This window comes from Acidovorax sp. NO-1 (assembly GCF_000238595.1).
Taxonomy (GTDB): Bacteria; Pseudomonadota; Gammaproteobacteria; order Burkholderiales; family Burkholderiaceae_C; genus Acidovorax.
On record NZ_AGTS01000012.1, the window covers coordinates 81,324 to 104,237 of the forward strand.

Below are 22,914 nucleotides of genomic sequence, written 5' to 3' on the forward strand. Positions count from 1 at the left end.
CCATGAACCACGACAAGAACGTCACCACCACCGTCGGCCACCTGATCGATGGCCAGATCGTTGCCGACACCGAGCGCACGCAGCCCGTCTTCAACCCCGCCACGGGCCAGTCGACCACCAGCGTGGCGCTGGCCAGCAAGGCAACGGTGGAGGCCGCCATTGCCTCTGCCGAAGCGGCCTTCCCCGCCTGGCGCAACACGCCGCCCCTGAAGCGCGCGCGGGTGATGAGCAAGCTGAAGGTGCTGCTTGAAGAAAACGCGGACAAGATCGCTGCGATGATCACCGCCGAACACGGCAAGGTGCTGGCCGATGCGCACGGCGAGCTGCAGCGCGGCATCGAGAACGTGGAATACGCGAGCTACGCGCCCGAGCTGCTCAAGGGCGAGCACAGCCGCAACGTGGGTCCATCGATTGACTCGTGGAGCGAGTTCCAGGCGCTGGGCGTCACCGCCGGCATCACGCCCTTCAACTTCCCGGCCATGGTGCCGCTGTGGATGTGGCCCATGGCCGTGGCGTGTGGCAACACCTTTGTGCTCAAGCCTTCGGAGCGCGACCCGTCCTCCACGCTGTTCATCGCCCAGCTCGCGCTGGAGGCGGGCCTGCCGCCCGGCGTGCTCAATGTGGTCAACGGCGACAAGGAAGCCGTGGACACGCTGCTGCGCGACCCGCGCGTGAAGGCCGTGAGTTTTGTCGGCTCCACCCCCATTGCCGAATACATCTACGCCGAAGGCTGCAAACACGGCAAGCGCGTGCAGGCCCTGGGCGGCGCCAAGAACCACGCGGTGCTCATGCCCGACGCGGACGTGGACAACGCCGTGAGCGCCTTGATGGGCGCGGCCTACGGATCGTGCGGCGAACGCTGCATGGCCATCCCGCTGCTGGTGGCCGTGGGCGACGCAGTGGGTGACGCCGTGATCGCAGGCCTGAAGACCGAAATCGCCAAGATGAAGGTGGGCCCCGGCACCGACAACAGCAACGACATGGGCCCGCTGGTCACGAAGCCGCACTTCGAGAAGGTGAAGGGCTATGTGGACCAGGGCGTGGCTGAAGGCGCCACGCTGGTGGTGGATGGCCGTGGCGTGAAGGTGGCAGGCCATGAGGAAGGCTACTTTTTGGGCGCCTGCCTGTTCGACCACGTCAAGCCCGGCATGAAGATCTACCAGGAAGAAATCTTCGGCCCCGTGCTTGGCGTGGTGCGCGTGAAGACGCTGCAGGAAGCGATGCAGCTCATCAACGACCACGAGTACGGCAACGGCACCTGCATCTTCACGCGTGATGGCGAAGCCGCGCGCTACTTCACCGACCACATCCAGGTGGGCATGGTGGGCGTGAACGTGCCCCTGCCCGTTCCGGTGGCCTACCACTCGTTCGGCGGCTGGAAGCGCAGCCTGTTTGGCGACCTGCACGCCTACGGTCCCGACGCCGTCCGCTTCTACACCAAGCGCAAGACCATCACCCAGCGCTGGCCGAGTGCCGGTGTGCGCGAGGGGGCGGTGTTCAGCTTTCCGAGCAGCCGCTGAGACCTGGCCAAGACGTGCGTGGGCTCCGCAGTGCGGGGCCGCCGTTTCGCACCCCTGCAAACGCCCCACAGCCCCAAAGGCTGTGGGGCGTTTGCATTGCGCCGCATCATGGCGGCCGGATTGGTGCACAACAGGTCAACACTGATCCACCCGCGTAAGCAGATTCGCTTACTAGGGTTTTCACGACCCGCGTCCTACAATCGCAGACCCTAGCGAAGCCGTTCTGCCCGCTGCAGCGCCACTTGGAGACCGGTTTTCGCACCCACCTGAGTTGGAGACATTGAATGCCCGAGAACACCACGGCCCAGAACAACAACAATAACCCCGACAAGCGCGCCCAGTTGCGCCGTGCCGCTCTCGAGTACCACGAATTCCCCAAGCCAGGAAAGATCGCCATTGCGGCCACCAAGCAGATGGTGAACCAGCACGATCTGGCGCTGGCCTATTCACCCGGCGTGGCGGCCCCGTGTGAAGAAATCGTCAAGGACCCCAATGCCGCCTTCAAATACACCAGCCGGGGCAACCTGGTAGGGGTGGTGACCAACGGCACGGCCGTGCTGGGCCTGGGCGACATTGGCCCGCTGGCGGGCAAGCCGGTGATGGAGGGCAAGGCCGTCCTGTTCAAGAAGTTCTCGGGCATCGATGTGTTTGACATCGAGATCAACGAGAAAGACCCCGAAAAGCTGGTCGAGATCATTGCCAGCCTGGAGCCGACCTTTGGCGGCATCAACCTCGAAGACATCAAGGCGCCCGACTGCTTCTACGTGGAGCGCAAGCTGCGCGAGCGCATGAAGATCCCGGTTTTCCACGACGACCAGCACGGCACCGCCATCGTGGTGGGCGCGGCCATCCTGAACGGGCTCAAGGTGGCGGGCAAGGATCCTTGTAAGGTCAAGCTGGTCACCTCCGGTGCCGGGGCCGCCGCACTGGCCTGCCTGGGCCTGCTGGTCAAGCTGGGCATTCCGCGCGAGAACATCTGGGTCACCGACCTGGCCGGTGTGGTGTACGAGGGCCGCACCGAGCTGATGGACGAGGACAAGATCGTCTTTGCCCAGAAGACCGAAGCGCGCACGCTGTCGGAGGTGATCGCTGACGCTGACGTGTTCCTGGGCCTGTCGGCCGGTGGCGTGCTCAAGCAGGACATGGTGCGCAAGATGGCCCCGCGCCCGCTGATCTTTGCACTGGCCAACCCCAACCCCGAGATCCAGCCCGAGGATGTGAAGGCTGTGCGCGACGACGCCATCATGGCCACCGGCCGCACCGACTACCCCAACCAGGTGAACAACGTGCTGTGCTTCCCGTACATCTTCCGGGGTGCGCTGGACAGTGGCGCCACCACCATCACACCCGAGATGGAGATCGCCGCGGTGCACGCCATCGCCGAGCTGGCCCAGGCCGAGCAGAGCGAGGTGGTGGCGGCCGCCTACGTGGGCGAACCGCTGGCGTTCGGGTCCGACTACCTCATCCCCAAGCCGTTTGACCCGCGCCTGATGATGATGATTGCGCCCGCGGTAGCCCAGGCGGCCGCAGACAGTGGCGTGGCGTTGCGTCCCATCCCGGACATGGATGCGTACCGCGACCACCTGCAGACCTTCGTCTATGCCTCGGGCACCACCATGAAGCCCATCTTCACCGCTGCCAAGGCCGCCGTGAAGAAGCGCGTGGCCTATGCCGAGGGCGAGGAAGAGCGCGTGTTGCGTGCCGCGCAGATCGTGGTGGACGAGAAGATTGCCCGCCCAACGCTCATCGGGCGCCCCGCCATCATTGCCCAGCGCATCGAAAAGTTTGGCCTGCGCCTGCAGGAAGGGCGCGACTACGACATCGTCAACGTCGAGCAGGACCACCGCTACCGCGATTTCTGGCAGACCTACCATCGCATGACCGAGCGCAAGGGTGTGACGGTCTCCATTGCCAAGATCGAGATGCGCCGCCGTCTGGCACTCATCGGCGCCATGCTGCTGCACAAGGGCGAGGTGGACGGCCTCATTGTGGGCACGTGGGGCCACACGGCGCTGCACCTCAATTACATCGACCAGGTGATCGGCAAGCGCGCCGGCGTGAACGTTTACGCTGCCATGAATGGCTTGCTGCTGCCCGACCGCCAGGTGTTCCTGGTGGACACGCACGTCAACTACGATCCCACCGCAGAGCAGCTGGCCGAGATCACCGTCATGGCGGCCGAGGAGATGATGCGTTTTGGCATCAAGCCCAAGGCGGCGTTGCTGTCGCATTCCAATTTTGGCTCGAGCAACCAGCCCAGCGCAGTCAAGATGCGCCAGACGCTGGAGCTCCTGCGCGTGCAGGCGCCCTGGCTGGAGGTGGATGGCGAAATGCATGGCGATGTGGCCCTGGACGGCAAGGCACGCGCGGTCCTCATGCCGCACAGTGACCTCATTGGCGATGCCAACCTGCTGGTGCTGCCCAACATTGACGCCGCCAACATCTCCTACAACCTGCTCAAGACCGCGGCGGGTGGCAACATCGCCATCGGCCCGGTGCTGCTGGGTGCGGCCCAGCCGGTGCACATCCTGACGGCCAGCACCACCGTGCGCCGGATTGTCAACATGACAGCTTTGACGGTGGCGGACGCCAACGCGTCAAGATAAGCCTGTGAACAATAGCAAGCACTAACTTTAAGTGCCTGCTTTTCCCTTCAGCGCCTGCCCAATCTTTGTGCAGGCGCTTGCTTTTTGGGGGCTGTTGAGCGACACTAGCGGCTCGAAATTTCGGGTTAACCCGTAGGTTTCTGGACGCTGGACTTATGCAAACAAGGGCGTATGAAGTGCGTTTTTAGAGGATGAGCGACTGCCCGTCCCCGAATTGCATAAGTCGTGTGAAAGGTTCGTTGATGCTGAAGGCTGTAGCCACCCGGGCGCGCAAAGCAGGGTTTTTGTGTGTTCTGGGTGTTGCGTTCGTGTTGTCCCCGGTTGCGGGGCATGCCCGGAACTCCCCGTCCACCACCGGCTCCATTCCCCCCATTGCATTGGCCGAGTTGCCGCCCCAAGGGCGCGCAACCTACGCGCTGATTCATGAAGGAGGGCCCTTTCCGTATGACAAGGACGGAACGGTTTTTGGCAATCGCGAGCGGCTGTTGCCCGCCCACAAGCGGGGTTACTACCGTGAGTACACCGTCAGAACACCAGGATCGCGCAACCGGGGAGCCCGGCGCATTGTGTGTGGCGGCAAGCCCCGGACGCCGGACGCCTGCTACTACACCAGCGATCACTACGCCAGTTTTCGCGAAATCGTCGAGTGACCCCGTTGCGCTGCACGCAGGCCAGAGATACGCTGGCAGCGGGCAGCGCGCCCCCTTGAATCCCCCACCCGCAGGCTGCATCCCGCAGTCCTGCGAAATGCCAGAAGTTTGTGGACTTTAAAAAGAAAGAGTAGCGGAGATGCAGACGCCACTTCGTAAAGACCAGGAAACGCCACTGCGTGGCGTGCGCACCAACATCGTGCAGTCCATTCGCGCCTTCCGCGTGCAGGACCTGCAGGATGCAGCCACCTCCATGGGTCACCATTTCTTGTACGCCAATCTGGCCCACGCGCAGTCCAAGCAGGATGTGCTGGACCTGATTGCCGGGCAATTCACTTTTCCGTCGCACTTCGGCAAGAACTTCGATGCGCTGTACGACTGCATGACGGACCCTCTGCACAAATCGGGCCCGCAGCCCGGTTTCATCGTGGTGCTGGAGCAGATCCCCGCCACGGGCAAGTTCGACAAGGAAGCCCGCGAGCAGCTGCTCGACATCTTCCGCGACGCTGCCGATTACTGGGGCGACCGCAAGATACCGTTCAGGTGTTTCTATTCTTTTCTGTAGCCCGTTCTGCATCCACCAGCCAAGCAGAACGGGCGAATGAGGCTAGCGACATCCACGGTGTACAGGGTATCGATATGGGCGCAGAGCCCGTGGAAAAGATGCCCACCGACAAACTGGTCGATGTGTCGCCCATGGCGCTGCGCATGAGCAGCCCATTCAATGCGAGTTACTGGCTGAACGCCGCGTAACTCGGACCATCCCCCTGAGGCGCTTTGCGCCTTCCCCCTTCTCTCGGCTTCGCCGGGAAGGGGGACACCGCCAGCGCGGCGGGGCGGCCCTTGCGCGGCGGTCGCAGGCTTGGGGCGCGCTAGTTGCTACGCTTTTTGGTCAAATTAGGCTTCATCGCTTATTCAGTAAGCGCTGATAGCTATTGATTTATGAGCATTCCTGCGCCAGAGCCACAAATTCGGCCACGGGCACTTCTTCGGCGCGGCGCTGGGTGTCGAAGTGGCCGGCAAACTGGCGGGCTTCGAGCCAGCGGCCCAGCGTGTGGCGCAGCAGCTTGCGGCGCTGGCTGAAGGCCACCTGCACCAGTTCTTCCAGCAGTGGCATCGACAACGGTGCTGGTTCGGCATGCGGGACCATGCGCACCACGGCGCTGTCCACGCGCGGGGGCGGGTCAAAGCTTTCGGGCGGCACGAAGAGCACGTTTTCCATCGCGTAGCGCCACTGCAGCATCACCGACAGGCGCCCGTAGTCGCCGGTGGCGGGTTTTGCCACCATGCGGTCGATCACTTCTTTTTGCAGCATGAAGTGCTGGTCTTCGATGACCTGCACATGGTCCAGCAGATGGAACAGGATGGGTGTGGAAATGTTGTAGGGCAGGTTGCCCACCACCCGCAGCCGCAGGGCGGGCTGCGCGGTTTTCTCCCGCATGACCTGTGCCAGCGCGGTGAAATCGACCTTCAGCACATCGGACTCGATCACGTCGAGCTGGCCATGCAGCCGCAGGCGCAAGGCCAGGTCACGGTCCAGCTCAATGACGGTGAGCCGCCCCAGCCGCTCCACCAGCGGCTGGGTCAGTGCCGCCAGGCCCGGCCCGATCTCGACCATGGGCTGGCCGGGCTGGGGCGCAATGGCCTGCACGATGTCTTCAATGATGCCCTTGTCGGACAGGAAATGCTGCCCGAAGCGCTTGCGGGGAATATGCTTCATTGTGGCGGGTCGCGGTACTCGACATAGGCCCGTCCGCGCAGCTCCTGCGCCCACGTGGCGTAGGCCTCGTCGAGCTTCTTTTCGCGCACCGTGTCGCGCACCATCTCACGCTGTTCGCGCTGGCTCAGCCTGGCCTCGCGCCGCTCCAGCAGCTGGATCAGGTGCACGCCAAAGCGCGACACCACGGGTTCGCTGATCTCGCCGGGCTTGAGCGCGTTCAGGGCCTGCTCGAATTCAGGCACATACCGGCCCGGCGTGGCCCAGCCCAGGTCCCCACCCTCCTTGGAGCTTCCATCCTGCGAATGCTCGCGGGCCAGCGTGGCGAAGTCGGCCTGCCCCATTTGCACGCGGCGGCGGTATTCGGCCAGGCGCTCGGCGGCCGCCGATTCAGACAGTTGCGGGCCGGTGCGCAGCAGGATGTGGCGCGCACGGTTTTGCGCCACCGTGGAGGGTACGCCGGCCGTGACGCGCTCGATCACCTTGAGCACATGGAACCCTGCAGGCGAACGCACGGGCCCAACGATGCTGCCCACGGGCAGGCCCAGCGTGGAGGTCACAAACAGCTCGGGGTACCGGTCGGCCGGGCGCAGGCCCAGCTGGCCGCCCGCACGCTGCCCTTCTGGCGCGTCGGAAAACTCGCGGGCCACCGCCGCAAAGTCTTCGCCTGCGCGCACCTTGTCGGCCGCGCTCTGGGCGCGTGCCTGGCGCTCGGCCACCTGCACGGGGGTGGCGTTCTCCGGCACCAGGACGAGCACATGGCCCAGGTTGATTTCCATCGACGTGACGTCGGTGCCCTTTTGCTGTTCGCGCAGGTACTGGTCGACATCCAGGTCGGTCACTTTCACGCGGGCTTCCACCTCACGCTCGCGCAGGCGCTGCAGCAGCAGCTGGTTGCGCAGGTCCTCGCGAAAGCGTTCCTGGGTGATGCCATCGCGCGCCAGGCGGCGGTGCAGGTCCTCGACCGACAGGTTGTTCTGGCGCGCCACGGCCTGCTCAGTCTGCGAGATCGCAAAGTCATCCACCTTGACGCCCAGCTCGCGCGCCTGCTGCAGCTGCACGCGTTCCACGATGATGCGCTCCAGCACCTCGCGGGCCAGCAACTGGCGCGGTGGCATGGCGCCGCCTTGCTGTGCGAGCTGTGCCTCGGCGCGTGCCAGGCGCGCGCGCACTTCGTTGTTGGTCACCGGCTCTGAGTTGACCACAGCGACGATGTAATCCGCCTGCCGTGGCGCCGAGCTGCTGCTGCCCTGGGTGGGGGCTGGCAGCGTGATGGAGGGCGTGGCCGCCGGACGCGTGGTCAGCCCGGAGGCCGAAGGAGCGCCAGAGGGACGCAGGCCCTGGGCCAGGGCACCCTGGGACAGCAGGGAGGCCAGGGTGGCAAGGGCCAGGGCAATGACACGGTGATTCATGGCGTTGGGCGTTGTGCGTTAGTTGTAGTTGCTGAAACGGCTGGGCGTGGTGACCTGCTCACGCAGGTTCTGGTAGCGCGGCACATTTTGCTTGAAGGTTTCCAGCGGGCTTGCGCCCAGGCTCAGGCGCGAGAAGCCCACAAACTCGATCTGGAACAGCAGGCGCGTGTTCGAGGTGGTAACGCTGCTTTGCAGGCGCTCCAGCACCACACGGCCAATCCAGCAGCAGCTGTCGTATTCCAGGCCCACCACGGTGTCCACGAGCTTCCTGTCCTGCAGGCTGTAGTTCAGGCGGCCCACGCTGTACCAGCGCCCGCCACCTTGCCCGCGGCCCGCACCCAGATCCTTGCCCTTGTCGCCCCACAGGTCGTTCAGCGGCCACTGCCAGCCGATGTCGATCTGCTCGCTGGTGCCACGCTGCAGGCGGTAGGCGGCGCTCACGGTGCGGTAGTTGCCCGGGCTGTAGCGCGCGCCGATGGTGGAGCGGATCGAGCGGCGCGTCTTCGGGTTGTACTGCACGGTGGAGTCAAAGCCCCACTGCGGCGTCCAGTTGATGCCGGCACCCAGCAGCAAATCGGACAGGCGCTCGCTCACGGGCCCACCGCCGGGCAGCGTGACCTTCTGGTCCGAGAACCGCAGCCGCTGCGCCATGCCAAAACGCGCTGCCTCGGCACCGGTGTCCGGGTCCAGCAGGCGGGTGGTCACGCCCAGGGTGAGCAGGTTGTTGTCGGCCAGCCGGTCATTGCCGCCGAAGGCGTTCTCGGTGTAGATGGTGGCGAAGTTGAAGTCGTTGGCGGCCGTGTCGTACACGGGCAGCATGCTCTGGTCGCGGTAGGGCGTGTAGGTGTAGAAGGCGCGCGGCTCCAGCGTCTGCAAGAAGGCACGGCCAAAGTACGCGGCATCGCGTTCGAACACCAGCCCGCTGTCCAGGCTGAAGGTGGGCAGGGTGCGCTGGGCCGAACGCTGCCCGTTCGACAGTGCCGAATCAAACTGGTACTGCGTGGCGTGCACCTGCAGGCGCGGCGTGATGAAACCCGCAGGCGCCAGAAATGGCCGGCTGACCTGCGCCATCGCATAGCTGCGGTTCGCATTGGGCTGGCCCGTCAGCTCGCGGGCCGCCTGGAATCGCGTGGTGTCCAGCTCCACGCTGGCATCCAGCCCGCCACCGAGCTGCGAAGGCGCATAGCGCCACCGCAGCTGCGGCAGCCGGTCATAGGGCGGCACGATGGGTGAGTTGACGTCCTGCAGGGTCTGCCACTTGAGGGTGCGCACCGAGGCCGTCATGTCATCGCGCCCCCAGTGCAGCGAGGCATCGCCCGGCAGCAGGCGCTGGCGCAGTGGCTCGGCGGCCCGGCCAAAGTCGCGCCAGTAGTTGTCGTCGCTCACGCGGTTGACGTTCAGGTTCAGTCCCAGCGCGCCGATGGCGGTGTCAAAGTGGCCCTGGTGCTGGCCCGAGAAGTTCCAGCGCAGGCGGTCGCGCAAGCGGTCAGACGGCATGACGTCGCCGCTGATCTGGCCGGTATAGCTGGGCTCCAGGTAGCGGAACTCGCCGCCCAGGTTGGCGCCGCGCTTGGTCATCACTGCGGCGCGCAGCGTGGCGTCGCGGTTGGGCGCAATGTTCCAGTAATAGGGTTGCAGGTAGGCCAGGCCGTCGCGGCTGTCGAGCGCAATGGTGGGCGGCAGCAGGCCGGACTTGCGCTTTTCCGACAGCGGAAACGTGATGTACGGGACGGGCAGGATCGGCACGCCCTTGAACTCCAGCACGGCGTCTTCGGCCGTGCCCACCTCTTCCACGTTGTCGATGCGGATGGTGGCGGCGCGCAGCACCCAGTCGGGCTGCCAGCTCGCCTCGTTGCCGCGTTCGCAGGTGGTGTAGGTGGCGTTGTGCACCACGGCCCGGTCGCGGTCGATGAAATCCACGCGCGTGGCGTCGCCGTGCGCCTGGGTGGCCAGAAACTGGTAGCGCGCGTCGCTGAAAAAGCCCTCGAAAGCGTCCACGCGCAGCTCGAGCGCTGTGCCTTCATACACATTGCCGGCGCGGTTGATGCGCACCTTGCCCTGGGCCCGGGCCAGGTCTTCGGGCACGTTGTAGTCCAGCCGGTCCGCGCGGATCACCGTGTCGCCCCGGCGCAGCTCGGCGTTGCCCTCGATGACGGCGTTCAGGTCGGTCTGGCCTTCGATGCGGTCACCGGTCACGAAGACCGGCAACTGGGGGCGTACGGCCTCGGGAATCTTTTCCTGGAGCAGGGGCGAGCTTTTGAGCGCCACGGGCGCATCCCACGCGCTGGCGGGCGGCACCTGCCCCGCCTGTGCCAGGGCCTGCACCGGCAGCCCACACCAGGCCAGCGCCACGCCCCAGGCCAGAACCTGGGGAACGGGTGGCCGCAGCCGTGCGGGCCGGGGCCGGAGGAAGGAGGTCTGCACGGTGGGGGGGTGGCAGCGTGGCACGTGGGGCGATGGGCAGGGGCAGATCAACGGAGGAACCCGCCCACCCCAGAGGCTGGGGGAGCGGGTTTGTAAAATCAGATTATCCATGAGCCACCCATCCTCACCTTCTCCCGCCTGCCCGCCCTTGGGCACGGCCGTGGCAACCCCTGCAGCAGCTTCCGTCACCTGGCCCGACCCGGCGCGCCGGGCGGCCTTTGAGGCCTGGCTGGCGCCCCTGGCGGGCCCGCACCAGCTGCTGCCCGCCACCCTGCGCCCGGCCTCGGCGGACGCGAGCTTTCGGCGCTACCTGCGCATCGACAGCGCCACGGGTGCCAGCCGCATCGTGATGGATGCTCCGCCCGACAAGGAGAACTGCAAGCCCTTCGTGCAGGTGCAGGGCTTGATGGCCGCCGCCGGGCTGAACGTGCCGCAGATCCTGGCCTGGGATGAGCCCACCGGCTTCATGCTGCTGACCGACCTGGGCCACCAGACCGTGATCGAGCGGCTGAACCCCGAAAGACCCCAGGACGCCTACGCTTGGTACCAGCAGGCCACCGATGTGCTGCTGCAGTGGCAAAAAGCCTCGCAACCCGGCGTGCTGCCCGCCTACGACGAGGCGCTGCTGCGCCGCGAACTGGCGCTGTTCCCCGACTGGTACTTGGCCAAGCACCGCAGCGTCACGCTGGATGACAAGCAACAGGCGACCCTGAGCAGCGCCTTTGACGCCATCGTGGCGCACAACCTGGCTGCCCCCAGCGTGTATGTGCACCGCGACTTCATGACCCGGAACCTGATGGCCCCCACCGAACAGGGCGGGCCCCTGGGCGTGCTGGACTTCCAGGACGCCGTCTACGGCCCCATCACTTATGACATCGCCAGCCTGCTGCGCGATGCCTTCATCAGCTGGGAAGAAGAATTCGTCATCGACATCACCGTGCGTTACTGGGAAAAGGCGCGCAAGGCCGGCCTGCTGGGCGCGAGCAGCGCCAGCGGCTGGGGCGATGACTTTGGCGAGTTCTACCGCGCGGTGGAATGGATGGGCCTGCAGCGCCACCTCAAAGTGGCGGGCATCTTTGCGCGGCTCACGCTGCGCGACGGCAAGCCCAAGTACCTGGCCGACGCGCCGCGGTTCATGGCCTACATCCGCGCCACCGCCAACCGCTACCGCCAGCTGGGCCCGCTGCTCAAGATGCTCGACCAGATCGAAGGCACCGAGCCGGTCACCGGCTTTGCCTACGGCCGCATGTAGCCTGGCAAAGGTCCAGCACAGTTTCAATAAAAATCAGGCTCCAGCGCTTATGTGACAAGCGCTTAAAGCTATCAATAAGCTAGCACATGCCGCGCTTTCACTGCCCCGCCCCCCTGGCCACCGGTCTCGAACTGGACCTGCCGCCGGGCTCCGCCCGCCACGTGCAGGTGCTGCGCCTGCAGCCGGGCGACGCGCTGATGCTCTTCAACGGCGAGGGCGGCGAATTTGAGGCCACCGTGCTTAAGATGGGCCGCAGCGACGTGCGCGTGTTGGTAGGCACCCATCACGCAGTGGAGCGCGAGGCGCCCCGTGCCGTGCACCTGCTGGCGGGCATCACCGCCAACGAGCGCATGGACTGGCTGGTGGAAAAAGCCACCGAGCTTGGCGTGGCCAGCATCACCCCGCTGGTGGCCGAGCGCAGCGTGCTCAAGCTCAAGGGCGAGCGGGCCGAGAAAAAAATCGCCCACTGGCAGGCCGTGGCCGTGGCCGCCTGCGAGCAGTGCGGCCGCAACCGCGTGCCGGTGGTGCACAACGCGGTGGACCTGGCTGCCTGGATGCGCACCCAGGTCCAGGCTCCCGCGCTGGACGTGCAGCGCCTGCTGCTGTCGCTGCGCGCGGGCACGGCGCCGCTGCACACGGCGGCCGCCCTGAGCCCGCCTTCCGGGCCGGTGGTGTTCCTCTCCGGCCCGGAAGGCGGGCTGAGTGGGGCCGAAGAAGACCTGGCGCTGCAGCATGGCTTTGCACCGGTCACGCTGGGCCCGCGGGTGCTGCGTGCCGAGACGGCGCCGCTGGCAGCCCTGGCGGCGCTCACGCTGCAGTCGTAGGCAGCGCGCCGCAGGCGTGGGGATGTACGCAGGCCACCCCCGCGCCTAGAATGGCAGACTAAAACCGTCGGTTATCGCACCGCCCCACAGTGCCAGCCCCCCGACCCCCATGGCGTCACCGCTTCGACAGGAGCACCCCTTGCGCACACGTTCCAGCTGGCAACGCATCACGGATGTGATCCTCTCCACCGATCCACAGCGGCGTACGCTGGTGGGCATGGCGCTGCTGGCCCTCGTGCTGATGGTCTGCAGCTCGGGGGTCATGCTCATGGTGGCGGCGTACAGCCGCTCCGTGAGTTCGGTGGCGGTCAACTGGTGGGTGGCTTTGTCCGTGGGCGGCCTGGCGGTGATGACCGCGTTCATCCGTTCGGGCGCAACCGCCCGGCTCAACGACCCGTCCCTGACCGTGCCCCAGATGGTCTGGACCATCACCAGCGGCGCCGTGGCCTACGTGATTGCCGGTGATGCGCGCGGGGTGGTGCCCGCCGTGCTGGCCATGATTCTTTTCTTCGGTACGTTCGGCCTGACCGTGGCGGAGGTGATCGGCATCGGTGTGTATGCGCTGCTCGCCTTCGTGTGTGCGGTGGCCGCCACGATGCGTTTCAACGCCAGCCCATCAGGCTATCTGGATACCGCCTACGCCCTGATGGTGCTGATCGTGCTGGGCGGCAGCATCACGCTGAACCTGCGCATCCAGCGCATCCGTGCACGGTTGCACGAGAAGCGTGAGGCACTGGCCCAGGCGCTGGCCGTCAACCGCGAGCTGGCCACCCGCGACGAACTCACCGGCCTGGCCAACCGCCGCGCCATGCAGGACCTGATGGACCTGGAGCGCCGCCGCAGCCAGCGCAGCGGGCGGCCCATGGTGCTGGCGCAGCTCGATATCGACCATTTCAAGCGCGTGAACGACAACCATGGCCACGCCACGGGCGACCGCGCGCTGCAGGCCTTTGCGGGCGTGGTGCGCTCCAGTGTGCGCGACACCGATGTGCTGTCGCGCTGGGGGGCGAAGAGTTCGTGCTGCTGTTGTCCGACACCCGCCTTGCCGATGCGCGCGAGCTGCTCGAGCGTGTGCGCCAGGCCGTGGCGGCCATGGAGATCCCGCACGCCACGGGCGTGCTGCGCATGACGGTGTCCGCAGGACTGGCATTGCACCTGCCCGGTGACACGATCGAGCACACGCTGGAGCGTGCTGACCAGGCGCTGTACACCGCCAAGTCGCTGGGGCGCAACCGGGTGGTGCTGGCGCCCTCGGCACCGCGCGCTGCAGCCGCGCACAGCGCACAGTCCTGACGTCTGCCCGGTTTGCCACACCCGCGCGGGGGCGCGCGCAAGGCCCTCCTGACCTACGCGCTCAGGTGCGGCGGCGCGCGCAACTGCTCGGGCGTGGTGAACCAAGCCGCCGAGCCGCCCAGCTGCGCACGCGCCTGCGCCAGCTCGTGCCGCGCCACGGTGCGCAGGTGCACCTCGTCCGGCCCGTCCATCAGCCGCAGCGCGCGGCCCCATGTCCAGAACGCCGCCAGCGGCGTGTCGGGCGACAGGCCCATGGCGCCAAATATCTGCATGGCACGGTCTACCACACGCTGCTGCAGGCGCGCGGCCACCACCTTGATGGCGGCCACCTGGGCACGCACCTGCCGGGCATCGGCCCCATCGGCTGATTCGCCCTGGTCCAGCAGCCAGGCCGCGTGCAGCACCAAGAGGCGCGCTTGGTCGATCTCGATGCGCGACTCGGCAATCCACTCCTGCACATTGGCCTGCTCGGCCAGCGGCTTGCCAAACGCCGTGCGCTCCAGCGCACGGCCGGTGGCCAGGGTGAGGGCCAGCTCGCACTGTCCGATGGTGCGCATGCAGTGGTGCACGCGCCCCGGCCCCAGGCGCGCCTGCGCCATGGCAAAGCCCGCGCCCCAGTCGCCCAGCAGGTGGTCCGCAGGCACCCGCACGCCCTGCAACAGGATCTCGCAATGCCCCTCGGGCGCATGGTGGTGCAGCACGCTGATGTTGCGCACGATCTGCACGCCCGGCGTGTCCACGGGCACCAGCACCATGCTGTGGCGGCGGTGGCTGTCGGCGCTATCTGCATCGGCGTTGCGGCACAGCACGATGAGCAGCCGGCACTGCGGGTGCGCGGCCCCGGTGATGAACCACTTGCGGCCGTTGAGCACCAGGTCGCCACCATCGCGCCGCACCGTGGTCTGCAGGTTGGTGGGGTCGGACGAGGCCACATCGGGCTCGCTCATCGCAAAGGCCGAGCGTATGCGCCCCTCCAGCAGCGGCGTGAGCCACGCGGCGCGCTGTGCCGGCGTGGCAAAGCGGTGCAGCAGCTCGATGTTGCCGGTGTCGGGCGCATGGCAGTTGAACACCTCGGCCGCCCAGGGCAGGCGGCCCATGGTCTCGGCCAGCGGCGCGTAGTCCAGGTTGGCAAGGCGCGTGCCGGGCTCGTCATCGCGCAGCGTGGGCAAAAACAGGTTCCACAGCCCCTCCTCGCGCGCGAGCGCCTTGAGGTCTTCCAGAAACGGGGGCGGGTAGTCGCCGGCCTGCACTGCGGCATGCCAGGCGGCGTTGTAGGGCAGAAGGTAGCGGTCCATGAACGCCACTAGGCGATCGCGCAGTTGCCGGGCCAGGGGAGAAGGTGCGAAGTCCATGCAGCCATTGTGAAAACACCGCCGACGCACGTCACAACGCAGGCGACAACCGGCTTGATGTACATCACGCAACGGCCGGTGCTGCGGGTTCACACGGCTGCAAAAGCTACGATATTCATAGCTGTTCGCGCATGTCAGACAAGCGCTTGAGGCCTGTTTGATGCAAATTGCTTGTGCGCCACGCGCTACCATCGCCCCATGACCACCCACTACGAAACCCTGCCCGCTGCCGACAATTACCGCGAGGCCTTCGCGGTCGAGCCCGCCGACCTGGCGGTCGAACGCCATCTGTGGCCGCGCAAGCCGGGCTGCTTCATCGTGCATGCGGCCACGGCGGCCGCCATTGCGCAGCCGCCCTCGGCCACAGTGCCCGAGGCCGCTGCCGCAGACGCCAACCCCAGCCGCGTGCTGGTGACTGGGCAGTGGGGCCTGGTGCCGCACTGGGTCAAGTCGGCGTCCGACGCGAAGCTGCGCGCGCCCAAGCTGGTCAACGCCAAGTCCGACACCGCATCCACGGGCACGGCGTTCCGCGATGCGTGGCTGAACGGCCAGCGCTGCATCGTGCCCATGATGGCGTTCTACGAAGACGACCTGCGCAACGGCGGCAAGGCCGTGCCCACGCGCATCGCCCGCGTGGACGGCAAGCCCATGGGCGTGGCGGGCCTGTGGGCGCGCTGGCAGGACTCCGATGGCGAGGTCATCATCAGCTACTGCCTGCTCACGGTAAACGCCAACAACCACGCCCTGCTGCACCGCTACGGCCAGCCGGGCAGCGAAAAGAACATGCCCGCCATCCTGAACGAAGGCGCCTACGACGCCTGGCTGACAGCGCGGCCCGAAAAAGCCAAGGAATTCATGCGCCAGTACGCCGCCAACTGGCTGCTGGCCAACCCGGTGGAAAAAAAGGCCGACAAGGTGCCGCGTGCCTGGTAGGGTGCCGCGGGCGCTGGCAATGAGTGCCCGGCCCTGCATCACTGGCCGTCCGCAATCCCCAACTGCTTGAGCTCCGCAAACTTGGCCGCCATCGTCGGGTTGCCGCGGGTCAGCTTCTTGATCGTGAGGTCTTCGGCCTTGTCGTTGGCCAGGCGCAGGTTGTTGGCCGACTTGTGCAGCGCCTCCTTGGTCTTCTCCAGGTCCTTGATCGCCTCGTCAATGCGCTTGATGGCTTCTTCAAACCCATCGGACGCCAGGCGCCAGTTGCGCCCGAACGCGCCCTTGAACTCCTCCAGCTGCGACTCGAACCTGGTGATGTCCAGGTTCTGCGCCTTCACCAGCGCCAGCTCCGACTTGTACTGCAACGACTTCATCGCAGCGTTGCGCAGCAGCGTGATGATGGGGATGAAGAACTGCGGCCGCACCACGTACATCTTGGGGTAGCGGTAGAACATGTCCACGATGCCGGTGTTGTACAGCTCGCTCTCGGGCTCCAGCAGCGACACCAGCACCGCGTACTCGCAGCCTTTTTCGTTGCGGTCCTTGTCCAGCTCTTTGAGGAAGTCTTCGTTGCGCTTCTTGGTGGCGGTTTCGTCGCTCTCGTTCTTCATCTCGAACATGATCGAGACGATCTCGTTGCCCGCCTCGTCCGCGTCGCGAAAGATGTAGTCGCCCTTGCTGCCGCTGCGTGCGTCGTTGTCCTTCTCGAAATACGCGCGGGGGAATGCCGTGGCGCGGATGCGGTTGAACTCCGTCTCGCAGTGCTGCTCCAGCGTCTCGCCCACCATCTTGGTGGACAGGCGCGCCTTCATGTCCCTGAGGCGCGCAATCTCGCCATCGCGGTCGCGCAGCTGCAAGGCGTACTGCTCCTTGATGGCGGCCTCCTCCAGCTGCTTTTTCACCACCACCAGGTTCAGGTCGTTCTTGATCTCATCGCGCTCGCGGGCCACCACGGTGACCGCCTCGGTCACCGCCAATCTGCGCGCCACTTCGGCAGCGTCCAGCTGTGATTTGAGCTGCTGAATCTCCGCGTCTTTTTTGGCAGCCACGCCCTGCAGCTCTTGCGCCAGCCGTGCTTGTGCCAGCTGGTCCGCTGCCTGCTGCGCCTGCCGCGCGCGCTCCAGCTCACTCACCAGCTTGTTTTCCAGCGCATCGCGCTGCTTTTCCACTGCGCTCAGGGCCTGCGCCACCGCCAGGTCGCGCTCCACCGCGCCCGCGCCCAGCTGGGCCTTCAGGGCCAGAATCTCGGCATCTTTGGCCGCTGCCGCCTTTTGCAGCTCATTGGCCACCTGGGCCTGTGCCAGCGCCACCGCATTGCGCTTGTCCTGCTCGGCCAGCTCCAGCCGCTCGTGCAGCTGCGCTGCGAAATCCGCGTCGCGCACCTGCTTGAGGATGTCGGCATACCCGGTTTCGTCCACCTTGAACGCCTTGTTGCAGTGGGGGCAGATGATGTCGTGCATGGCGGTCACCGTGTAGCGTGTTTCGTTGGTGGGGGAGCATAGCGGGCAGCACCTGCACAAAGCCCGGCCGCAATGCCCAGCACAACGTTCTGTGAAGCGCCGTGCCGAACATGTTCAGATCATCAATAAGCGCCCATGTAGTCGCGCTTGCCAATGGGCAGCCCGTTGTGGCGCAGGATGTCGTAGGCCGTTGTCACATGAAAGAAGAACTGCGGCAGACCATAGTTCGCCAGGTAGGCCTGCCCACTGAGCTTTTTCTCTTTCGGCGTGCCAGGGCGCAGGACGATCTCAACACCTTCTTTGCCTTCAAACTGTGCTGCGTTCACGCTGTCCAAAAAGGCCAGGGTCTGCGCCAGCAGCGCATCCAGATCGGCAAAGCTTTTTTCTTCGCCTGCAAAGACCGGCACATCCACCCCCGCCAGCCGCGCCGCGATGCCGCGGGAAAAGTCGGCGGCAATCTGCACCTGCTTGAGCAGCGGAAACATGTCGGGCGCCAGCCGTGCCTGCAGCAAGGCGTCGGGCTCGATCGACTTGGTGGTTGCGTATTCGCTCGCTTGCGCAAGAATGGATTTCAACGCGGTCAGCATCTGCTTGAGGACGGGAACCGAGTGGGAGTACATGGGGCTGGTCATGGGGTGGTCCGGTGAGTGGTGAAAAGGGGAAAAGCCAGGGGTGCCGTCGCGCCAAAAGGCCGAGGGCTGCCAGGCTCGTGTGGAATGGGTTTGGAAGCGACTGGTTCGCGCCGCCTGTTGCGCCGCCGGGCACTTTAACCCGCCTGCAGGGTCCGGCGCCTCCGGGGCGATGTCACCCTTGCCTTACCAGAGGGCTTCACGTGCCTGGCGCTGTCGGCTCCATCAGATCGGCCGCCCCGTGCAAGACGGCGAGCGCAAACGGGTGATCGGCCCGCCGCCACGCGCACCTGCGTGGCGCTGTACCACTCCATATGGCCCGGACACGGCGTTCGTGCTGGCCGTGCGCAGCCAGCTTGAGGCTGGGGTCAAGCGCCATGTTTGGAGCCAAATTGGCCGACAGCACCTATGGGATAAGCGCTAGCAGCTATCAAAACAAGAGTAACTGCTGGCTATGCGTGTCAGATGTGACCCTATCCGTTCGGGCTGAGCTTGTCGAACCCACCCGCAGGGCGTCGTTAACACGTCTAATGGGAAATACGATCCAGCGCTTGAGGTTCATGCGGTGAAAAGCCCGTTTATTAGCCGCACAATTTGCGGTGAATAAGCGCCATAATCACCGCATGTGGACCGAAAAGAATGCACCTCGCCGCCGCACCTATCTGTGGCAACGCCCCGACTGGCCGCAGTGGCGTTTTGACGCGGCAGCCTTGGCCGCTCCGCTGGCTGAAGTGCACCGCGCACAGGGCCGCCTGGCCGGGCGTATGGCCGACTTGGGGCTGGCGCAGCGCGACCAGGCCACCCTGCAAGTGCTGACGCAAGAAGTCATCACCACCAGCGCCATCGAAGGCGAACGGCTGGACCTGGACGCCGTGCGTTCCTCCGTGGCCCGCAAGCTGGGCCTCGACATCGGGGCACTGGCCCCCAGCGACCGCCATGTGGACGGCGTGGTGGACGTGGTCCTGGACGCCACCCGCAACTTTGACCAACCCCTGACCCCCGAGCGCCTGTTTGGCTGGCACGCAGCACTGTTCCCCGCCGGCTACAGCGGGCGCACGCGCATCACCGTGGCCGCATGGCGCACCGATGCCAGCGGCCCCATGCAAGTGGTGTCCGGCCCTGTGGGCAGAGAGAAAGTGCACTTTGAAGCCCCGCCCGCCGCCACCCTGCCCGCGCAAACCCAGGCCTTTTTTGACTGGTTTGAGGCCGCCCCAGCGGGCGACGCCATCATCAAAGCCGGGCTGGCCCACCTGTGGCTGGTCACCCTGCACCCGTTTGACGACGGCAACGGCCGCCTGAGCCGCGCTGTGGGCGACATGGCATTGGCCCGAGCGGAGGGAACACACCAGCGCTTCTACAGCTTCAGCGCCCAGATACAGCGCGAGCGCAAAGACTATTACGACCAGCTAGAGACCACCCAAAAGGGCCCGCTGGACGTCACCCCGTGGCTGCATTGGTTTCTGGGCTGCCTGCTGCGCGCCGTGCAAGGCACAGACGCCACACTGGCGGGCGTGCTGGACAAAGCCCAGTTCTGGCAGCGCTGGGCAGGCACGCCCATGAATGCCCGCCAAACGCTGGTGCTGAACCGCGTGCTCGATGGAATGGAAGGCAAGCTGACCAACGCCAAGTGGGCGGCGATGGGCAAATGCTCACCTGATACGGCGCTGCGCGACATCAACGACCTGTTAACCCACGGTGTGCTTGCGCGGCTGGAAGGTGGCGGACGGAATACCGCCTACATTTTGGTCAAATAGGCGGCTAGCGCTTTAAAAATCAGCGCAAACAGCTATCAAAGTAGAAGCAATTTACCGGATGGCAACGCTGCAGGTCCCCACCGCCTACCCCTGCGCGCACCGAGCCAGACGCTGCGCGAGCGTGCCGGTGTGCAGCTCAAACAGGTGGTTGTCAAAGTCGTAGTCATCGTCGAGCTTTTGCTCCAACCGCTCTGCCAGGCGCCGCTCGCCACTAGTCATGCGCGAAACGCATGCGCCCAGTGCTGGTATCAGTGTCGCCATGCCGTCGGTTGCCTCCCAGATTTGACTTCGTTGTAGCCTCCATGCTTGAGCGTGCATGCATTTGTAAGGCACTGTAGGGGCTGGTTAGGCAGGGCGCAACCTTTGAAGACCCAAGCCGGGGGATTCGGCCGGTGTGCTGGCTCACTGCTGTGGCGCAAGGCCCGCAGTGAAAATTTCAAGCCAAATTGGCCTTTGGCGCTTATCCATCAAGCGCGAGCAGCTATCAAAACCATATCAACCCCTACCACGCAGCGCCGCAGCACGCTCGCCTTGGCAGCACGCTTCTCGCCTCTGCGGCCCCGTGGAGTAAATTGCCCCGCATGCCGAACTCCTCTTCGTCCTCCTCTGTCGCCGCCCCCGCATCCCTGATTGATTCGCGCACGGCCGCGTGGCGCCTGCTGACCACGCTGGGCCTGGTGGTGCTGGGCAACAGCAGCATGTATGTGGTGTCGGTGGTGCTGCCCGCCGTGCAGGCCGAGTTTGGCGTGGGCCGTGCCGATGCGTCGCTGCCCTACACGCTGATGATGGTGTGCCTGGGGCTGGGCGGAATCTGGACGGGGCGCATGGCCGACCGGCACGGGTTGATGCCGGTGCTGTGCGTGGGCGCGGTGGCCGTGTGTGGCGGGTTTGTGTGGGCGGGGCTGTCGGGCAGCATCTGGGGGTTTGGGCTGGCGCACGGGTTGATGGGGCTGATTGGTGCATCGGCCACGTTTGCGCCGCTGTTGGCCGACACGGCGCTGTGGTGGAACCGGCGGCGCGGCATTGCGGTGGCGATCTGTGCCAGCGGCAACTACATTGCGGGCGCGCTATGGCCGCCCATCGTGCAGCACGGCATCGAGTCGATTGGCTGGCGCCACACCTATGTGCTGATGGGGCTGGTGTGTGGCGTGGGCATGCTGCTGCTGGCGCTGCGCATGCGCCAGCGCGCGCCGGTGGTGCAGATGGAGGCAGCCCCTGCACCGGCCGCGTCGGTGCATGGTGCGGCAGCCGGTGTGGCGCCCACAGCGCTGTCGCTCGACCGCAGCCGCCCGTTTGGCCTGCGCCCGCTGCATGCGCAGCTGCTGCTGTGCGTGGCGGGGGTAGCGTGCTGCGTGGCCATGGCGATGCCGCAGGTGCACATCGTGGCCTATTGCACCGACCTGGGTTTTGGCGCGGCGCGGGGGGCCGAGATGCTGTCGCTAATGCTGGCGTGCGGCATTGTCAGCCGCCTGGTGTCGGGCGTGATCTGCGACCGCATTGGCGGCGTTCGCACGCTGCTGCTGGGCTCCGCCTTGCAGGGCGTGGGGCTGGCGCTGTTTCTTCCGTTTGACGGGCTGGTGCCGCTTTATGTGATCTCGGCCATGTTCGGGCTGTTCCAGGGCGGCATCGTTCCGGCCTACGCGATCATCATCCGCGAGTACTTTGCCCTGCAGGAGGCCGGTGCCCGCGTGGGCGCGGTGATCATGGCCACGCTGATCGGCATGGCGCTGGGGGGCTGGATGTCGGGCTGGATTTTTGACGTGACGGGCAGTTACCAGGCGGCGTTCATCAACGGCATGGGGTGGAATCTGCTGAATCTGTCGATTGTGGGGTGGCTGTATTGGCGCGTGCGGCCAGCCGGGTGTGGTGGGGCGAGTGCAACCCATTGCAAGGTGAGTACGGCAGGCGGCCCACCTGCCCGTAGCGCTCGCCAGTAGGTAGCCATCCCCCGGCAAAGCCGGGGGCATTCGGGATGTGAGCCACTCGGAGCGGCTGCAAGGAGTCGCTTACGCGGCCCCTCATCTCGGGGCCACCTATTGGTGGCTACTCATCTCCATAGACCGAGTTGGTCCAACCTGTAATGGTCCAAAGAAATAGGACACCTCGATAGGAGCCCCTAGACCCCAGAGGAAATGACGAACATGTAGACAAAAGAGCGCGCAGGGCGTTTGATGCAGCCTTCAAGCTGCAAGTGGTCAAGATGGTCCGAGAACAGAATCTGAGCGTGGCTCAGGTCAGCAAGGATCTGGATCTGGTTGACAGCGCGGTGCGCCGCTGGCTGGCGCAGTGCGACGATGAGGCGGCCGGGCGCCCAGTCGTCTGCACTGAATACTGTATGTCTATTTCAAGGGCGCTCGTCTAGTTATTACTTGACCCGCGTTTGTTCAATATATTCCTCACAGCGGTGAGGATCTTGAATTCCATATCGGATACCGCAATACTCCAAAAATCGATTTTTTCGGATGCTGTCAAGTGAATCAAATGGATCGCGGTCGAGGGTATATTGCGCAGGGTTCCTGAAAAGAACTTGAAACGTTGGGACTGTCTTTATAAAAGGATTCCATGCACTCCCCACTTCATGGTCTCCGACGTATCGATCAAACCCAACAAAAAGCCATGCAGTCAGAAACAAAGAAAGTGTGCCGACAAAAAATAAGATTTTTTTGTCATATCAAGGTTTTGCAAGACCAAATTTTTTACGCAATTGCTCCGCAATGATTATTCCGTAAATTCCTGGGCATGCCCTGCTACTGCCCGCAGCTTGCGCAAATTCCCGATGCCCTCCAAGCCGTTTGATAGGAAAAAATTCGATCAAAGTTTGGACTAATTTCTCCGCTTTGGACATTTGCAGCTCCGATGGCTCATCGTGATTAACCGCAAGTTGATCCTTTTGCACGCCCAAGAACTCAGAAACCCCGGCTCGCACTCCCCTGCTGCGCGTTACGTTTGCAACACCAGGACCATAGCGGGATGCCTCACCTCGGACGCTCAAGTCAGCCAAAAAAACCACTCCGATGACGCCCGTGTTTCCTCTTTCAATGTGCGCTCCCTTATGGCGAATATCAAGCGCTTCATAAACCACCCCTAG

15 protein-coding genes and 5 pseudogenes are annotated in these 22,914 nt (G+C 65.1%); 11 read left to right on the forward strand and 9 right to left on the reverse strand.

Annotated elements, in window-relative coordinates:
• Nucleotides 1-2 precede the first annotated feature (2 nt).
• The 4 genes from KYG_RS01350 to KYG_RS01360 all read left to right on the forward strand — a co-directional run bounded on the left by KYG_RS01350 (nucleotide 3) and on the right by KYG_RS01360 (nucleotide 5,341).
• Nucleotides 3-1,520, forward strand: coding sequence for a CoA-acylating methylmalonate-semialdehyde dehydrogenase (locus KYG_RS01350; protein WP_008903002.1), 1,518 nt, complete (start codon nucleotides 3-5; stop codon nucleotides 1,518-1,520).
• A 284-nt stretch (nucleotides 1,521-1,804) separates the two neighbouring features.
• A complete protein-coding gene (locus tag KYG_RS01355) occupies nucleotides 1,805-4,126 on the forward strand; it encodes an NADP-dependent malic enzyme (protein WP_008903003.1) in 2,322 nt (773 codons plus the stop codon).
• Nucleotides 4,127-4,368: 242 nt separating this feature from the next.
• Entirely contained in the window at nucleotides 4,369-4,776 is a 408-nt protein-coding gene (locus KYG_RS23430) for a ribonuclease domain-containing protein (RefSeq protein ID WP_008903004.1), read from the forward strand.
• A gap of 139 nt (nucleotides 4,777-4,915) precedes the next feature.
• Nucleotides 4,916-5,341, forward strand: a complete 426-nt coding sequence (locus KYG_RS01360) for a barstar family protein (RefSeq protein WP_008903005.1) — start codon at nucleotides 4,916-4,918, stop codon at nucleotides 5,339-5,341.
• A 375-nt stretch (nucleotides 5,342-5,716) separates the two neighbouring features.
• Here KYG_RS01360 and rsmA read toward each other — a convergent pair whose 3' ends face one another.
• Genes rsmA through KYG_RS01375 form a run of 3 tightly spaced genes read right to left on the reverse strand, consistent with a single transcriptional unit; the run spans nucleotide 5,717 to nucleotide 10,440 of the window.
• The gene (gene rsmA / locus KYG_RS01365; RefSeq protein WP_008903007.1) at nucleotides 5,717-6,496 is read right to left on the reverse strand and encodes a 16S rRNA (adenine(1518)-N(6)/adenine(1519)-N(6))-dimethyltransferase RsmA; all 780 of its coding nucleotides are present in this window, start codon (nucleotides 6,494-6,496) and stop codon (nucleotides 5,717-5,719) included.
• On the reverse strand, nucleotides 6,493-7,905 hold the full coding sequence (locus tag KYG_RS01370) for a peptidylprolyl isomerase (protein WP_008903008.1): 1,413 nt from the start codon (nucleotides 7,903-7,905) through the stop codon (nucleotides 6,493-6,495). The genes rsmA and KYG_RS01370 overlap by 4 nt, the downstream gene beginning before the upstream one ends.
• An 18-nt stretch (nucleotides 7,906-7,923) precedes the next feature.
• Nucleotides 7,924-10,440, reverse strand: coding sequence for an LPS-assembly protein LptD (locus tag KYG_RS01375; protein WP_369749625.1), 2,517 nt, complete (start codon nucleotides 10,438-10,440; stop codon nucleotides 7,924-7,926).
• Here KYG_RS01375 and KYG_RS01380 point away from each other — a divergent pair.
• The 3 genes and pseudogenes from KYG_RS01380 to KYG_RS24980 all read left to right on the forward strand — a co-directional run bounded on the left by KYG_RS01380 (nucleotide 10,439) and on the right by KYG_RS24980 (nucleotide 13,698).
• Nucleotides 10,439-11,581 carry an aminoglycoside phosphotransferase family protein gene (locus KYG_RS01380; RefSeq protein ID WP_034692553.1) on the forward strand — a complete coding sequence of 381 codons (1,143 nt, stop codon included), beginning with the start codon at nucleotides 10,439-10,441 and terminating at the stop codon, nucleotides 11,579-11,581. The genes KYG_RS01375 and KYG_RS01380 overlap by 2 nt on opposite strands.
• An 86-nt stretch (nucleotides 11,582-11,667) precedes the next feature.
• Nucleotides 11,668-12,405: a 16S rRNA (uracil(1498)-N(3))-methyltransferase gene (locus tag KYG_RS01385; protein WP_008903011.1), complete on the forward strand. Its 738-nt coding sequence runs from the start codon at nucleotides 11,668-11,670 to the stop codon at nucleotides 12,403-12,405.
• An 820-nt stretch (nucleotides 12,406-13,225) separates the two neighbouring features.
• Nucleotides 13,226-13,698: pseudogene (locus tag KYG_RS24980) on the forward strand (GGDEF domain-containing protein).
• Between the two features lie 53 nt (nucleotides 13,699-13,751).
• Here the strand turns inward: KYG_RS24980 and KYG_RS01395 are convergent.
• A complete protein-coding gene (locus KYG_RS01395) occupies nucleotides 13,752-15,050 on the reverse strand; it encodes an acyl-CoA dehydrogenase family protein (RefSeq protein WP_008903012.1) in 1,299 nt (432 codons plus the stop codon).
• Between the two features lie 198 nt (nucleotides 15,051-15,248).
• Here KYG_RS01395 and KYG_RS01400 point away from each other — a divergent pair, with 198 nt between their 5' ends.
• Complete coding sequence (locus KYG_RS01400; protein ID WP_034692556.1) at nucleotides 15,249-15,983, forward strand: SOS response-associated peptidase; 735 nt, start codon at nucleotides 15,249-15,251, stop codon at nucleotides 15,981-15,983.
• Nucleotides 15,984-16,021: 38 nt separating this feature from the next.
• Here KYG_RS01400 and KYG_RS01405 read toward each other — a convergent pair whose 3' ends face one another.
• On the reverse strand, nucleotides 16,022-17,443 hold the full coding sequence (locus KYG_RS01405; RefSeq protein ID WP_034692577.1) for a DUF2130 domain-containing protein: 1,422 nt from the start codon (nucleotides 17,441-17,443) through the stop codon (nucleotides 16,022-16,024).
• A 122-nt stretch (nucleotides 17,444-17,565) separates the two neighbouring features.
• A complete protein-coding gene (locus tag KYG_RS01410; RefSeq protein WP_008903015.1) occupies nucleotides 17,566-18,075 on the reverse strand; it encodes a DUF1993 family protein in 510 nt (169 codons plus the stop codon).
• 620 nt (nucleotides 18,076-18,695) lie between these two features.
• Here KYG_RS01410 and KYG_RS01415 point away from each other — a divergent pair.
• Entirely contained in the window at nucleotides 18,696-19,826 is a 1,131-nt protein-coding gene (locus KYG_RS01415; RefSeq protein WP_008903016.1) for a Fic family protein, read from the forward strand.
• An 84-nt stretch (nucleotides 19,827-19,910) separates the two neighbouring features.
• Here the strand turns inward: KYG_RS01415 and KYG_RS24795 are convergent.
• Both KYG_RS24795 and KYG_RS24800 read right to left on the reverse strand, forming a co-directional pair.
• Nucleotides 19,911-19,988: pseudogene (locus KYG_RS24795) on the reverse strand (FosX/FosE/FosI family fosfomycin resistance thiol transferase); the annotation flags it as partial.
• Nucleotides 19,986-20,087 (reverse strand): annotated as a pseudogene (locus KYG_RS24800) (NERD domain-containing protein); the annotation flags it as partial. The pseudogenes KYG_RS24800 and KYG_RS24795, both read right to left, overlap by 3 nt.
• Nucleotides 20,088-20,407: 320 nt before the next feature.
• Between KYG_RS24800 and KYG_RS01420 the strand changes: the two are divergent.
• Together KYG_RS01420 and KYG_RS25425 are read left to right on the forward strand one after the other, a co-directional pair.
• Nucleotides 20,408-21,763, forward strand: coding sequence for an MFS transporter (locus KYG_RS01420; protein WP_008903018.1), 1,356 nt, complete (start codon nucleotides 20,408-20,410; stop codon nucleotides 21,761-21,763).
• A gap of 221 nt (nucleotides 21,764-21,984) precedes the next feature.
• A pseudogene (locus KYG_RS25425) lies at nucleotides 21,985-22,140 on the forward strand (transposase); the annotation flags it as partial.
• A 357-nt stretch (nucleotides 22,141-22,497) separates the two neighbouring features.
• Here the strand turns inward: KYG_RS25425 and KYG_RS24625 are convergent.
• A pseudogene (locus KYG_RS24625) lies at nucleotides 22,498-22,914 on the reverse strand (N-acetylmuramoyl-L-alanine amidase); the annotation flags it as partial.

What these genes read in the sequence shown, in the direction of transcription:
- KYG_RS01375 (WP_369749625.1), bottom strand. Translation starts at nt 10,440, where the DNA reads ATGGATAATCTGATTTTACAAACCCGCTCCCCCAGCCTCTGGGGTGGG.
- KYG_RS01385 (WP_008903011.1), top strand. Translation starts at nt 11,668, where the DNA reads ATGCCGCGCTTTCACTGCCCCGCCCCCCTGGCCACCGGTCTCGAACTG.
- KYG_RS01395 (WP_008903012.1), bottom strand. Translation starts at nt 15,050, where the DNA reads ATGGACTTCGCACCTTCTCCCCTGGCCCGGCAACTGCGCGATCGCCTA.
- KYG_RS01355 (WP_008903003.1), top strand. Translation starts at nt 1,805, where the DNA reads ATGCCCGAGAACACCACGGCCCAGAACAACAACAATAACCCCGACAAG.
- KYG_RS01350 (WP_008903002.1), top strand. Translation starts at nt 3, where the DNA reads ATGAACCACGACAAGAACGTCACCACCACCGTCGGCCACCTGATCGAT.
- rsmA (WP_008903007.1), bottom strand. Translation starts at nt 6,496, where the DNA reads ATGAAGCATATTCCCCGCAAGCGCTTCGGGCAGCATTTCCTGTCCGAC.
- KYG_RS01415 (WP_008903016.1), top strand. Translation starts at nt 18,696, where the DNA reads ATGTGGACCGAAAAGAATGCACCTCGCCGCCGCACCTATCTGTGGCAA.
- KYG_RS01405 (WP_034692577.1), bottom strand. Translation starts at nt 17,443, where the DNA reads ATGCACGACATCATCTGCCCCCACTGCAACAAGGCGTTCAAGGTGGAC.
- KYG_RS23430 (WP_008903004.1), top strand. Translation starts at nt 4,369, where the DNA reads ATGCTGAAGGCTGTAGCCACCCGGGCGCGCAAAGCAGGGTTTTTGTGT.
- KYG_RS01380 (WP_034692553.1), top strand. Translation starts at nt 10,439, where the DNA reads ATGAGCCACCCATCCTCACCTTCTCCCGCCTGCCCGCCCTTGGGCACG.
- KYG_RS01370 (WP_008903008.1), bottom strand. Translation starts at nt 7,905, where the DNA reads ATGAATCACCGTGTCATTGCCCTGGCCCTTGCCACCCTGGCCTCCCTG.
- KYG_RS01360 (WP_008903005.1), top strand. Translation starts at nt 4,916, where the DNA reads ATGCAGACGCCACTTCGTAAAGACCAGGAAACGCCACTGCGTGGCGTG.
- KYG_RS01420 (WP_008903018.1), top strand. Translation starts at nt 20,408, where the DNA reads ATGCCGAACTCCTCTTCGTCCTCCTCTGTCGCCGCCCCCGCATCCCTG.
- KYG_RS01410 (WP_008903015.1), bottom strand. Translation starts at nt 18,075, where the DNA reads ATGACCAGCCCCATGTACTCCCACTCGGTTCCCGTCCTCAAGCAGATG.
- KYG_RS01400 (WP_034692556.1), top strand. Translation starts at nt 15,249, where the DNA reads ATGACCACCCACTACGAAACCCTGCCCGCTGCCGACAATTACCGCGAG.